This is a genomic window from Nocardia miyunensis NBRC 108239 (genome assembly GCF_001613065.1).
In the GTDB taxonomy this organism is placed as follows: Bacteria; Actinomycetota; Actinomycetes; order Mycobacteriales; family Mycobacteriaceae; genus Nocardia; species Nocardia miyunensis.
The window spans coordinates 1-12,897 of sequence record NZ_BDBQ01000105.1; the positions used below are offsets into that span (position 1 = coordinate 1).

Annotated in this window: 13 protein-coding genes; 7 read left to right on the plus strand and 6 right to left on the minus strand. The window is 68.4% G+C overall.

The features are described from left to right. Positions 1-588, plus strand: a 588-nt coding sequence (locus NM2_RS39470) for an alpha/beta hydrolase (protein WP_067680638.1), incomplete at its 5' end; no start/stop codon positions are given. A 39-nt stretch (positions 589-627) separates the two neighbouring features. On the opposite strand, the gene NM2_RS39475 is transcribed toward NM2_RS39470, so the two are convergent. The 5 genes from NM2_RS39475 to NM2_RS39495 all read right to left on the minus strand — a co-directional run bounded on the left by NM2_RS39475 (position 628) and on the right by NM2_RS39495 (position 7,008). After that, positions 628-2,346, minus strand: coding sequence for a class I adenylate-forming enzyme family protein (locus NM2_RS39475; RefSeq protein WP_245718443.1), 1,719 nt, complete (start codon positions 2,344-2,346; stop codon positions 628-630). A gap of 19 nt (positions 2,347-2,365) precedes the next feature. After that, on the minus strand, positions 2,366-3,583 hold the full coding sequence (locus NM2_RS39480) for an FAS1-like dehydratase domain-containing protein (RefSeq protein ID WP_067680642.1): 1,218 nt from the start codon (positions 3,581-3,583) through the stop codon (positions 2,366-2,368). A 68-nt stretch (positions 3,584-3,651) separates the two neighbouring features. Further along, entirely contained in the window at positions 3,652-4,635 is a 984-nt protein-coding gene (acuI, locus tag NM2_RS39485) for an acrylyl-CoA reductase (NADPH) (RefSeq protein WP_067680645.1), read from the minus strand. Between the two features lie 24 nt (positions 4,636-4,659). Further along, positions 4,660-5,457, minus strand: a complete 798-nt coding sequence (locus NM2_RS39490) for an SDR family NAD(P)-dependent oxidoreductase (RefSeq protein WP_245718444.1) — start codon at positions 5,455-5,457, stop codon at positions 4,660-4,662. Positions 5,458-5,472: 15 nt separating this feature from the next. Then, positions 5,473-7,008 carry a class I adenylate-forming enzyme family protein gene (locus NM2_RS39495; RefSeq protein WP_067680648.1) on the minus strand — a complete coding sequence of 512 codons (1,536 nt, stop codon included), beginning with the start codon at positions 7,006-7,008 and terminating at the stop codon, positions 5,473-5,475. Positions 7,009-7,251: 243 nt separating this feature from the next. On the opposite strand from NM2_RS39495, the gene NM2_RS39500 reads away from it, so the two are divergent. Genes NM2_RS39500 through NM2_RS39510 form a run of 5 tightly spaced genes read left to right on the plus strand, consistent with a single transcriptional unit; the run spans position 7,252 to position 10,701 of the window. After that, the gene (locus NM2_RS39500; protein WP_067680651.1) at positions 7,252-8,391 is read left to right on the plus strand and encodes a CaiB/BaiF CoA transferase family protein; all 1,140 of its coding nucleotides are present in this window, start codon (positions 7,252-7,254) and stop codon (positions 8,389-8,391) included. After that, entirely contained in the window at positions 8,388-8,549 is a 162-nt protein-coding gene (locus NM2_RS49785; RefSeq protein ID WP_157121682.1) for a hypothetical protein, read from the plus strand. The genes NM2_RS39500 and NM2_RS49785 overlap by 4 nt, the downstream gene beginning before the upstream one ends. Beyond that, positions 8,546-8,668, plus strand: a complete 123-nt coding sequence (locus NM2_RS52715; protein ID WP_281182820.1) for a hypothetical protein — start codon at positions 8,546-8,548, stop codon at positions 8,666-8,668. The genes NM2_RS49785 and NM2_RS52715 overlap by 4 nt, the downstream gene beginning before the upstream one ends. After that, positions 8,665-9,933 (plus strand): acetyl-CoA hydrolase/transferase family protein, encoded by a 1,269-nt coding sequence (locus NM2_RS39505; protein ID WP_067680654.1) that lies wholly within the window; start codon positions 8,665-8,667, stop codon positions 9,931-9,933. Before NM2_RS52715 ends, NM2_RS39505 begins: the two co-directional genes overlap by 4 nt. Then, positions 9,934-10,701 carry an enoyl-CoA hydratase-related protein gene (locus tag NM2_RS39510; RefSeq protein WP_067680657.1) on the plus strand — a complete coding sequence of 256 codons (768 nt, stop codon included), beginning with the start codon at positions 9,934-9,936 and terminating at the stop codon, positions 10,699-10,701. It abuts the gene before it with no gap. 303 nt (positions 10,702-11,004) lie between these two features. On the opposite strand, the gene NM2_RS39515 is transcribed toward NM2_RS39510, so the two are convergent. Continuing rightward, positions 11,005-12,084 (minus strand): CE1 family esterase, encoded by a 1,080-nt coding sequence (locus NM2_RS39515; RefSeq protein WP_067680661.1) that lies wholly within the window; start codon positions 12,082-12,084, stop codon positions 11,005-11,007. A gap of 113 nt (positions 12,085-12,197) precedes the next feature. On the opposite strand from NM2_RS39515, the gene NM2_RS39520 reads away from it, so the two are divergent. Then, positions 12,198-12,869, plus strand: a complete 672-nt coding sequence (locus NM2_RS39520) for a TetR/AcrR family transcriptional regulator (RefSeq protein ID WP_067680664.1) — start codon at positions 12,198-12,200, stop codon at positions 12,867-12,869. Positions 12,870-12,897 lie beyond the last annotated feature (28 nt).

The following is a 12,897-nucleotide window of genomic DNA, read 5'->3' on the forward strand; positions in this document are numbered from 1 at the left end:
CTGCGCACGGCGGGAATCGGTCTGGAGACCCATATCCAGGACGTGGCCTCATTGCTGCACTACGAGGATCTGCGCGAGGTGATCCTGGTGGGGCACAGCTACGGCGGCATGGTGATCACCGGTGCGGCCGACCGTGCCGTGGATCGCATCGGCCGGGTCGTGTATCTGGACGCGGCCAATCCGGTGAACGGTCAGTCGCTGGTCGACGTCGCCGGGCCGATCATCGAGTCCACGCGGCCGATGGGCGAGACGGTCGACGGAGTGGAACTCGTGCTGGTGCCCGCGGCGGAGGCCCCGCTGTTCTACGGGGTCACCGAGCCGGAGCAGGTGGCCTGGATGGCCGAGCGGCTCACCGCGCATCCGTGGCAGTGTTTCGAGGACCACCTCGACCTGCGCAACGAGGATGAGCTGTGGGCGCTGCCGCAATATCACATCGTGTGCACCTCGACCCTGGCCACCCGTGACCCGGAGTTGGTCGCCAAGGCACGGGCGCAGGGGCGGCTGTGGGATATCGACACCGGCCACGATCTGATGATCACCGAACCGCGGGCCGTCGCCGACGCGCTGCTGGAGATCGCCGCCTACTGAGCGGCGACCTCCCCGAGAGCCGAATCCGATACCCGGAACCTACTGTCCAGCAGTCGGATTCGGGTCATCGGCCAGCCGCCGCTCGGCCAGTGCGCGCAGATCGCTGGACTTGATCTTGGCGCTGCCGGTCAAGGCGATATCGGACTCGTCGAAGAACAGCACGTGCCGTGGAACCTTGTAGCTGGCCAGGCGCTCGCGCAGATGCGAACGGATGGCCGCGGCGTCCGGTGTGGCGCCGTCGTGCGGGACCACGCAGGCCACCACCACCTCACCCAGGGTTTCGTGCGGAACACCAACCGTACGAGCGACTTTCACGCCCGGATAGCCGATCAGCGCCTCGTCCACCTCGAGCGGTGAGACGTTCGCGCCGCCGGTCTTGATGATGTCGGTGAGGCGTCCCTCCCAGAACAGCCGTCCGGTCGCATCCAGATGGCCGCCGTCGCCGGTGTGGAAGTAGCCGTCCGGGTCCAGGGTCTCCGAGAGCGGCGTGCCGAGGTAGCCGAGCATGAGAGTCGGTCCCTTGACGCAGATTTCGCCGGACTCGCCGAGCGCGGTGACCGTGCCGGTGATCGGGTCGACGATCTTCACCGTCACCCCGGGCAGCGCGACGCCGCTGCTTCCCGCGTGCACGTCCTCCGGGGTATCGGAGGGGAAACATGTTGTGATGGTGAAGGTTTCGGTGTTGCCGTAGGCGTGCCCGGGCTCGTACCAGACCGTGGACACGCTCGGGTGGTGCGCGATCGGGGTGTTGTAGTCCACGAACCGCATGGCACTCAGATCCACGGTGTCCCAGTTGGGTGCGGCCTCGAGCTGGGCCCATTGATGCGGCCACGCACCCGGAAAGTTCACCCGCTCGGCCTGCATCAGCTCCAGCGCCTCCGGCGCGTCGAAGATCTGTTGCAGCACAAGGGATCCGCCTGCTGCCAGGGTCGAGCCCAGCGCCTGCGCGAAGTTCCCGGACCAGAAGAATCCATTGGCAACCCAGGCGCGGACGTCGTCCTCGGGACCGAATCCGAACAGCCGCCGGAACCGCCACATCTGGATGGTCACACCGCGATGCGCGCTCAGGACGCCCTTGGGTGCGCTGGTGGATCCGGAGGAGAAGAACAGCACCCCGGTATCGCTCGGGCGGGTCGAGGCGGCGGTCGCCTCGACCAGCTCGCGCGGTTCGGTGCGCCCGCGGGCGAGGAAGGTGTCCCAGGTGTCGATCGCCGCGGTGGGCAGCGCCGGTCCGAGCATGGCCAATCGGCGCAGGAACGGATAGCGCGCCGACCGCAGCGGGCCGAGCCCGGCCTCGCCGAGCGCGGGTTCGAGCTCGGCGAGGATCTGCGCGAAATCCTTGTTGAGCACCCGTCTTTCGAACAGCAGTACCGACACCTCGGACAGCTGTAGCAGCTGATCGAGTTCCGTCGCGGTCGAGAAGGTGCTCAGCGGCACCGCCACGCCCCCGGCCAGGCTCGCGCCGAAGACCGCCGCGAGCCATTCGGGACGATTCGTCATCAGCACCCCGACCCGGCCGTCGCGGCCGATGCCGCAGGCCCGCAGCGCGCGGGCCACCGCCATCGCGCGCTCCCACAGCTCGGTGTAGGACCAGCGCACCACGCCCTCGCCGGTGTGCCCGGCCACGGCTTCGCGGTCACCGTACAGCTCGGTGACCTCGCGCAGAAAGCCCGGCAGGGTCAGCGCGCCCAATCCGGGCTCACTGTCCAGCGGAGGTCCCGATACGATCGAGATGTCCTGTGCGGCAGTGGTATCCACCGCTGACCCCTTCCCGCCGCTACAGCGGCAGTTCGACCTCGGCGATGCTCTTGACCAGCACGCCGCCATCCTGATTGGTCAATTGCAACTTGATCTGCACCAGCGGCACGCCCCACTCCGACTGGTCTTGCTTGTCGATGACCTCGGCGTCGAAATAGGTGACGTCGCCCTCGAACGACGGCAGCCGGTAGTCGGATTTGATATGCCGCACCAGGCCGTCGTTGCCCGCCCAGTAGGCCACGTAGTCGGTGCACCAGCCGCCCATGGTCGCGCCGTAACCGTAGGCGCGGGCCATGCCGACCTTGCCCGCCTTGTCCTGGTCGATATGCCCGCGCGAGGGTCCGACGTACAGTCCGTCCCGCAGTCGCGGATCGATCTTGGCGCCCTCCTCGTCGAAGCCGAACCCCTCGGTCCAGCCCGGATCCTGATACACCCACGGGTCGTCGACGCCCTGCGGGGTGACCCATTCGAACGTGCCCCAGATGTTGAACAGGAACGCCCGGTACTCGGTGGTGAAGCTCGCGATGCTGTGCGGGCCGATCACCCGGCGCGGCAGGGTGTCCCCGACCTTCACCTCGTCGTAATGCGGTGAGACGCCGAGGCGATTGGACATCAGCCATTCGGTGCGCAGGCGGCCGACCTCGTCGAGTTCGGCCTCGGTCCACTGCTTCTTCTCGCCGAGCTGATTCTCGTACATGCCGCGCTTGTTCGCCTCTTCGGCGAGGTAGCGGATCGAGGTGGATCGTTCGCGGGCGACCAGCGCGCCGTGTTGATTGCGGTGTGTGGTGTCGCCGCGCTGGAACAGGGTGGGCCCGGCGAAATTCGTCTGCGCGACCTTGTAGTCGTGGAAGCGCCGCTCCTGCAACAGTTTATCGCCCGGCCGCACCGGGGTGCCGTAGAACCACCACTCCTCGCCGCCGAAGATCAGGTGGCTGCCGGGGATCCGTCCGACACATGCCGGGGCCGCGCCGTGACCGTAATCCAGTGCGATGGCGATGGATTGGGGCGCGACGATGCCGCCGTAGCGCGATGCTCTGGCGAATTCCTCATCCCAGTGGATTGGATTGGGGTAGTCCATCGCCATCACCCAGCGGCGAATGTCGGAGGTGCTGCACGGATCCCACAACTGGCCGCCGCCGACCGGTTGTCCCACGCGGGGGATCACATCGGACAGGTCGAGTTCGACCGTGTCCTCGGCGGTGGTGTTCTCGGTGGACTTGTTCGATGAAGTGCTCACTGCTGCCTGTCTTTCTACCGGGTTCCGGGGAGAAATTGGTTGTCGCCCAATGGAACCGGGTGTTGCTCTCAGCGGTTGACGTCCACGACGATGCGCCCGCGCACCGTGCCGTCGATGAATTTGCTCGCCGCCCCGATGGCGTCCGCCAGGGCGATCTCCTCGGTCAGCGATTCCAGCGCGGTGGCGTCCAGATCACGGGACAGCCGCTCCCACGCGGTGATTCGCCGTTCCCGGGGCGCCATCACGCTGTCGATGCCCAGCAGGCTGACCCCGCGCAGGATGTGCGGGGCGACCGTCGCCGGGAAGTCCATGCCCTGGGCCAGGCCGCAGGCGGCGACCGCGCCGCCGTAGCGGGTCTGCGCCAGCGCGTTGGCCAGGATGTGGCTGCCCGCGGTGTCGACCACACCGGCCCAGCGTTCCTTCTGCAACGGCTTGCCGCGCTCGGCGAGTTCGGCGCGGTCCACCACGGTGGTCGCGCCGAGCCGGCGCAGATAGTCGGCCTCGGCGGTCTTGCCGGTCGCCGCGGCCACGGTGAAGCCGGCCGCGGTGAGCAGGGCGATGGCGATACTGCCGACACCGCCGGTCGCGCCGGTGACCAGCACCTCGCCGTGATCGGGCCGCAGGCCGAAGGAGTGCAGCGCCTCGACGCACAGGCTCGCGGTGTAGCCCGCGGTGCCGATCGCCATCGCCTGGCGGCTGCTGAATGCCGACGGCAGCGGCACCAGCCAGTCACCGTTCAGGCGAGCGCGCTGAGCCAGTCCGCCCCAATGCTTTTCGCCCACGCCCCAGCCGTTGAGCACCACCCGGTCACCAGTGGAGAACTCGGCGTGGCTGCTGTCGGTGACCACACCGGCCAGGTCGATGCCGGGCACCAGCGGGAAGGTGCGCGCGATGGGCGAGGACCCGGTGATCGCCAGGGCGTCCTTGAAATTCAGCGTCGAGTACTCGACGTCGATGGTGACGTCGCCGTCCGGGAGCCGGTCCTCGTCCAGGCTCGTCGCGGAAACCGTCTGCCCGGCATCGGATTTGTCGATCACGAGTGCGGAAAACATAGGGGGAGAAGTCCTTTCTGGTTTTTAGCGTGCGGTCCAGCCGCCGTCGACGACGATCGTCTGGCCGGTGACATAGGCTGCCGCGTCACCGGCCAGCCATACGATGGCCCCGGTGATGTCACCGGCGACCCCCTGCCGTGGCAAGGGTGTGTTTCGGCGCAGATATTCCGCGCCGCGTTCGCTGTCGTAGAGGGAGTCGGTGATCTCACTGCGGAAGAAGCCCGGGGCCACGGTGTTGACCCGGATCGAATGGCGTGCCCACTGCACCGCCAATTCGGCGGTGAGCCCGGACAGGCCCGCCTTGCTCGCCGCATAGGATGCCTGCGGAATGCCCGGCACGCCGACGCGCCCGCTGATCGAGGAGACGTGCACGATCGAGCCGCGCCCGACCTCGAGCATGTACGGAAAGACCTGCTGCGCCAACAACAATGGTGCGATCAGGTTCAGCTCCATGGTATGGCGCACATCGGTGAGGGGTTCGGATTCGGCGCGTTCGGTCCCGAATCTGTTGCCCGCCGCGTTGATCAGGATCTCCGGCGGTCCGAGCGTGTCGGCCACCGCGGGCCCGAGCTGCCCGATCGCCGCCGGGTCGGCCAGATCGCAGGTGATCGCCGCGCCGTCGATGTCCTTGGCCAGCTCCGCGAGCCGGTCGTGCCGCCGCGCCACCACCGCGACCCGCGCGCCGAGTCCGGCCAGGGCCCGGGCGACGTCCGCACCCAGGCCCGAGGACGCGCCCGTCACGATCGCCACGCGATCGCGCAGGTCGAACATGCGGGCGGCGGTGTCACCGGGGGGTGCCGGTTCGGCGGCGTTGTCGGCCACGGGCTTACCCAATCGTCAGTAGGTGCGGGGGTTCGGCGACCGGTGGCGGTCGAGCAGTTCGGGTAGTCGGGTGCGTTCGACCTTGCCCATCGCGTTGAGCGGCAGTTCCGGCACGGCACACCAGATTTCGGGGACCTTGTAACCGGCCAGCTCGCGCCGGCACAGTGCGTCCAGGGCATCGAAATCCACTGTGCCGCCCGCGCTCTGGACCAGCGCGGCCACGCGCTGACCGAGTCGTTCGTCGGGCACCGGGCAAAGGGCGACCGCGGCGACGGCGGGATCGGTAGCGATGATCCGCTCCACCTCGAGCGGATAGATATTGGCTCCGCCGCGGATGATGATGAGTTTCTTGCGGTCCAGCACCGTCAGCCAGCCGTCGGCGTCGACGGTGCCGATATCGCCGGTCTCGATCGGGCCCGGCTCCGGTGGGCGGATGCGGCCGTTGTCCCAGTGGCCCAGGAACGGTCGCCACTGTCCCGCATGCGGTCCGGATGTGGTTGCGGCGAGTCGCAGCTCGCCGAGCTCACCGGCCGGAAGTCGTTGGCCCGCATCGTCGTAGGCCGCGACGTCGTACTGCGGCAGCAGTTGTCCGCTCGCTCGCGCGCGTCGCTCCTGGCCCACGGGATCGATCGAGACCACGGCGGGTGCTTCGGTGAGTCCGTATGTGGCCCTGGGGGTTACGCCGTGTGCGGCGGCGAAATCGGCGAACAGGTTCTCGCCCGCGTCGCCGCCGCCGCTCCAGACCTCTCGCAGGGAACCGAGATCCAGGTGCGGCCGTCGCGCCAGATCGAAGACCTGCGCGGGTGCGCCGTTCCAGACCGTCACGCCGCGGGTCGTGATCCACTCGGCGACGCCGTCGACATCGCGCCGGTCCATGATCACCGCGCAGCCGCCCGCCTGGGCGGTGAGCAGGGTGGACAGCACCATGAGGTTCAGGATCGTCAGGGGGAAGCTGTCGCCCTTGCGCAGGTCCGGTCCCCAGCCTCGGGTCTCGACCAGCGTCGCGCCCGGCAGGAGCAGGTTGTGGTGGCTGTGCACGACGGCCTTCGGGCGACCGGAGGTGCCGCTGGTGAAGGCGATGGCCGCGGGCGCGTGCGGTTCGACCGTGACCTCCGGGGCCGCCTCGGCGTGGTCGAGCAGTTCGACCCAGCGAGGCGCGTCGATGCGGCCGGGGACGTCGATGCGGCAGCGTTCCGCGGCCAGCAGGACCGCCGGTTCGCAGGTCTCGTGCAGTCCGGCCTGCTCACTCTCGGCCAGCGCCTCGCCGATGCCCGCCCAGATCGCGCCGATGCGCGCGACGCCGTGGAAGGCGGCGACGATGTCCAGGTCATTGGGCAGGCAGGCGGCCACCCGGTCGCCCGGACGCACGCCGAGCGACCACAGGGCGCCGGCGGCGCGATCGGCCCGCTCGTCGAGTTCCGCATACGACCAGATACCGGAGGCGGCCTCGATCGCGGGGGAGTCCGGATGTGTTCGCAGCGCGGTGTCGAGCACCCGGGCGATCGTGCCCGGACTGTTGCGCTGGGACGCCGCGCCGGTGCTACTTTCCACGCTCCCTTTGATATCAGCATCTTTACTATCCTTGCAAGGATTAATCCGATACTCTGGCAGACGCGCCACCGGGGCCCGGTCCGTGATCGCTCCGTCCCGGCGTGCTGCGCACCGAATCACGCGGGCAGCGTGATCAACCGAAAACCGGGGTGTCCCGGCCACATCCGTCATCCGCGCTCGACACCCTCGATTCGGCGTCCTCTGGCGGGAGCGCCGGCATCCGAAAGTGGAGGACTGACGCAGATGAAACACACCGGTCCACTGTCGGGAATACGGGTCATCGATCTCACGGCGATGGTCATGGGGCCGTACTGCACGCAGATCATGGCGGACATGGGCGCCGACGTGATCAAGATCGAACCGCCCGCCGGGGACAACACCCGCTACATCTCCGCCGGGCCGGAGCCCGGGATGGGCGGGGTGTTCGTGAACGTCAACCGCGGAAAGCGAAGTGTGGTACTGGATCTGCGGTCCGACGAAGGCGAACGGGCGCTGCGCGAGCTCATCCGCGACGGCGATGTGTTCATCCACTCCATGCGCGGCAAGGCGATCGCCGACCTCGGCTTCGACTACGAGGCGGTCGCCGCGATCAATCCCGCCATCGTCTACACCAACTGCTACGGGTACGGCCGCCGCGGCACCGATGCGAATCTGACCGCGTACGACGACACCATCCAGGCCGAGTGCGGACTGCCCTCGGTGCAGGAACAGCTCACCGGCACAGCGGGTTACGTCGCCACCATCATGGCCGACAAGGTCGCCGGGCTGACCGCGCTGTACGCGACGACGATGGCGCTGTTCCATCGCGAGCGCACCGGCGAGGGGCAGGAGGTGGAGGTCGCCATGTTCGAGACCATGGCCGCGTTCCTGCTCGTCGAACATGCCAACGGTGCGATGTTCTCCCCACCGCTGGGCCCGGCGGTGTATCACCGTGCGGTGGACCGCAATCGACGGCCGTATCGAACCAAGGACGGGTACATCTCCGCGCTGGTCTACAACGACAAGCAGTGGGCCGCGTTCGTCGAGGCGGTGCAACCGCCTTGGGCCGGACCGGAATTCGCCACGCTGGCGCAACGCGCGGAACGCATCGATGCCGTGTACGCGCTGCTGGGGGAGACCTTCGCCGAGCGGACCACACACGAATGGCTCGAACTGCTCCGCTCGCGCGACATTCCGTGCGCGCCGGTGCGGACCCTGGACGAACTGTTCGACAATCCCCACCTGACCTCGGCGGAATTCTTCGAAACCGTCGAGGCCCCGTACGGCCCGGTGCGTTATCCCGGTGTGCCGACGTGGTTCTCGCGTACGCCGGGGCGGGTGGCGGGTCCGGCTCCGCGGCTTGGTCAGCACACTGCGGAGGTCATGGACGGGGAGGGCGCGTGAAGGCGGTAGGGGTCGTGGAGGCCGTTGAGGCGTGGTATCGGCCGATGCGTTATCTCGTTGTGCCGAAGTGGGTTTCGGGTATATCGCGGCCGGTGATGGGTCCGGCTCCGCGGCTCGGTGAGCACACCGCGGAGGTCGTGGACAGGGAGCGCGCGTGAAGACGATCGATATCGAGGATCCGGAGGCCGTCGAGGCGTGGCGTATGCGGGGGCGGGTGGTGGAGCCAACTCATCGGCTCGGTGAGTGCGTCGCGCAGATCGTGGAGGAGTGCGCATGAATGTGATCGAAGCCGATGAGCTGGACGTCGCGGAATTCCTGCGGCCGGGTGACCGGATTGTCGTCGGGCAGGCGTGCGGCGAGCCGACCACTTTGATGGAAGGGCTGCTCGCGGGGGCGGGGGCGATCGGGGGGCTGTCGGCGTTCATCGCGACCAGCTTCTCCGGGCTGCTGACTCCGGAAGCGACGCAGGGGCTTTCGATGTCGAGCATGGGGGCGATCGGCGCATTGCGATCACTGACCGCCGCAGGGAAGCTCGAGGTGATTCCGTGTCATGTCGGGCGGGTGGGGCCGTTCATCGAGACCGGGATCATCGGGTGCGATGTGGCCTTCGTGCAGGTCTCGCCACCGGATGCGCGGGGGGACTACAGTTTCGGGCTGATCAGCGATTACGTTCGGGCCGCGGTCGAGCGGGCGCGGCTGGTGGTCGCGGAGGTCAACGATCGGGTGCCCTGGACGTGTGGGTCGACGCTGCGTGCCAGCGAGATCGACTACGCGGTAAGGGTTTCCCGCGATCCGGTACAGGTGCCGCCCGCGCGGATCACCGACATCGATTCGGCCATCGCGAAATACGCCGCCGCCTATATCGAGGACGGCTCGGTCATCCAGACCGGTGTGGGGGCGGTGCCCGACGCGATCCTGCGGCTGCTGCACGACCGCCGGGACCTGGGCGTGCATTCGGGCATGATCGGTGACGGCCTGGTCGATCTGGCCGAGGCCGGTGTGCTCACCAACGCGCGCAAGCGGATCGATCCGGGCGTCTCGATCACCGGCGCGCTGATCGGCACCGACCGCCTCTACGCATTCGCCCACCGCAACAACGAGATTCGCATGTGCCCGACCTCGTACACCCACGACGCGGCGGTGCTCGCGCAACTGGACCGGCTGGTGACGATCAACTCCGCGCTCGAGGTGGATCTCACCGGCCAGGTCAACGCCGAGCAGACCGGTGCGGCCTATCTCGGCGGGACCGGTGGCCAGGTGGATTTCGTGCGGGCCGGAGTGTGTTCGCCGGGCGGTCACTCGGTGATCGTGCTGCCGTCCACGGCGAAGAAGGGCACGGTCAGCCGGATCACCGCCGCACTGTCCGGACCGGTGACCACCGCGCGCAGCGATGTGGACGTGATCGTTACCGAGTACGGCGCGGCCGAGTTGGGCGGGCGGACCCTGGCCGAGCGCACCCGCCGCCTGGTCGCCATCGCGCATCCGGACTTCCGGGAAGACCTGGAGCGGGCCGCGCACATCATCCAGCAGAGAGGTTTCTGAGTGAACGACGCCGTCCTGTTCGAGGCCCGCGACGACGGTATCGCCGTCATCACGCTCAACCGCCCCGAGATTCGCAACTGCCTGACCGCGCAGGTGCGCGCGGGCCTGGCGCGGGCCTGGGCGAGGTTCGAGCGGGATCCGTTGCTGCGCATCGCGATTCTGACCGGTGCGGGGGACCGGGCGTTCTGCGCGGGCGGCGATCTGAAGGAGATGGTCGACACGGGTATGCGGGTGCCGCCCCGGGACATGTTCGCCCTGCCGTACGACACCGTCGAGCTGTCCAAACCCACCATCGCGGCGGTCAACGGCGTCGCCTACGCGGGCGGCTGGATGATCGCCCAGGCCTGTGACCTGTGCGTCGCGTCCACCACCGCTCGCTTCGCGATCACCGAGGTGAAGGTCGGCCGCAGCGCCCCCTGGGCCGCACCGCTGATCCACATGATCCCGCAGCGGATCATGATGGAGATCATGCTGACGGGCAAGCCGATCACCGCCCGTCGTGCGTACGAGGTCGGCCTGGTCAACCGCATCGCCGAGCCCGATGAACTATTCACCGCCGCAGTGGAATTGGCCACCGAGGTACTCGCCGGAGCACCGCTCTCGGTCCGCGCCGCCCGCGAAACAGTCATGCTCGCAACGGAAATGGGCCGGTCGGCGGCACTACAGGCCGCGCGCAACGCCTCGGAGCTCTGCTACAACAGCGACGATGCCCAGGAGGGCCCGCGCGCCTTCGCCGAAAAGCGTTCGCCGCGTTGGCAAGGGCGGTGAACCGGAACCACGCTGCCTCGGCGACTGTGCGAGGAGATCCGCCCGGAGCGCCGCTGTCGGTCGATATCGTCTGTGAAACCGTCATGCGGACTACGCACATGGGTTGTACGGGTGCCCGGGGGATCGTGTCCAGGCTGGGCTGTCATCGCACCGATGGACGTGAGCGGCGTCCATCGGCGAAAAGCGTTGTCCACGTCGGTATGGTGGAAATCGCGCTGCCCGGGAGGTTCGGCCGAGCGCGGCTGGGGTGAGGCTCTCCGGCCCGCCCGCTGTTCGTCGAGGTGCGTGGCAGGCCGGACGCACTCAGCTGTGCACGGCCCCGGTCAGAGGGTGTGCCTGGAAAAAATCCCACATGATCGCGGTGGCGTCGATCGATGTGGTGGTGGGGCCGACGATCGGTTCGGGCGAGATGATCGTCCGGTGGCCGGGCCACGAGTGTCCTCCGCCGAGAACGGAATACAACTCGACGGTCGCGTTCGGCGGGCACGGATAGGTGGTCAGGGTGACGTCGGCGGCGATCGAACGTTGTTGCGGCTGTGGGCCGCAGCCGTTGCGGTGGGCCCAGGCCGCGGCGTTGGCGGGGATGTCGGTGGGGCCGGGGCCGTTCAGCGGTTCGCCGAGCGGGCCGTTGGGGGCGGGAAGGAATTTCGCGCCGACGCCCTGCCCGCCTCCGTAGGCGACGAGTGGATCCGCGGTGCCGTGGAAGGCGACTACGGGAACCGGACGGCCGGTGCGGCACCAGGCGAAGTTCTGCAGCCCGGCGACCGGTGCGATGGCCGCGATCCGGTCCGACAGTTGGCAACCCAGCGACGAGGTGGTGAAGGCGCCCATCGACAACCCCGCCACGTACACCCGCCGCAGGTCGATGCAGGCCGAGGATTCCACGTTCGTCATCAGCTGTGACAGGAAGGACACATCGGCGCTGTTGGGGTTGAAATCCCAGCGGGGGAAACCGGATTCGTCGATCTGCGGGGTGATCGTCACGAAGCCGTGGCTGTCGCCGTACGATCCGAGCCCGCTGCCGATGTGCTCGAGCGCGGCCGGTTCGAGATAGCCGTGCATGTCGAAGACCAGCGGCATCGGATGATCCGTGGCCGCGGGAACATCCTCGATGTAGGTGCCGGATCGGCGGCCCGCCGCGAACTGCCGAGTCGACTGGCCCGACGCCGGCGGTGCCATATGACATCCGGACGAGCCCACCGGGGCGACGGAGCTCGCGGGCGCTGCCTCGGCGGCCTGCCCAGCTGCGGTAATGGCGGTCGCGGCGAGGACAGCGGCGGTCAGCGCGCGGCCGGTGCGACCGAACCAGTCCGCGGTTCGGTGGCGAGCGCGCAGATCCCGATGTGCCGCACACGGCGGGATGATAACGGCATTCTCATTCATGAGAGGAATGCTTGCATGTAATAGTGCGTGCGTGGACCGGTTCGCCATCGGATTCCCGCTGGAACCTCGGCTCGAAATTTGCGAGAATCCACGCTGGCAAGAATAATATTCTTGTGAGTGAGAATAACGCTGCGCGTCCTGCGGGTGATATAGCGAGCCGGATCGCGGCACGCACACTCGCCGACCGGGAGGCGGCCTACGCGGGTGAGGTGCGGCGGTTGCTGGACGCCGCACTCGAACTCATCCGCGCCGGGGGCACCGGCGCGCGGCCCAGGGTGGCCGATATCGTCGCGGCCGCGGGCCTGTCCAATGATGCGTTCTACCGGCACTTTCCGTCGAAGGACGCACTCATCGCGGTGCTCATCGAGGACGGGGCCGACCGCCTGGTCAGCTATGTCGCCCATCGCATGGACAAGCGCGACTCCCCGCGCGAGGCCGTGCGGGCCTGGGTGGAGGGCGTGCTGTCCCAGGCCGCCGACGAGACCGCGACGACCACCCGTGCGGTGCTGTGGAACGCGGGCGTGCTGACCCCGGCCATCGACGCGGGCTCACCGCTGCCCAGCGGACGGCTGGCGCTGCTGCTGCACCGGCCGTTCGCCGAATTGGGCAGTGCCGAGCCGGAATTCGACGCGGGACTGGTCGCCCACGCGACCGTCGGCCGGCTCTCGGACCATCTGTGGCGGCGCGAGGAACCCACCGCCGCGGATGTGGACCGGGTGACCGCGTTCTGCCTGCGGGCGCTCACGATTCGGCCGGATGCTGGGCAGCACCCCGGAGGGCGCTGAGCCGGGTGTGGTGGGCCCAGTCCGTACC

Coding starts and splice junctions, on each gene's coding strand:
- acuI (WP_067680645.1), bottom strand. CDS start 4,635: ATGTTTTCCGCACTCGTGATCGACAAATCCGATGCCGGGCAGACGGTT.
- NM2_RS39500 (WP_067680651.1), top strand. CDS start 7,252: ATGAAACACACCGGTCCACTGTCGGGAATACGGGTCATCGATCTCACG.
- NM2_RS39515 (WP_067680661.1), bottom strand. CDS start 12,084: ATGAATGAGAATGCCGTTATCATCCCGCCGTGTGCGGCACATCGGGAT.
- NM2_RS39505 (WP_067680654.1), top strand. CDS start 8,665: ATGAATGTGATCGAAGCCGATGAGCTGGACGTCGCGGAATTCCTGCGG.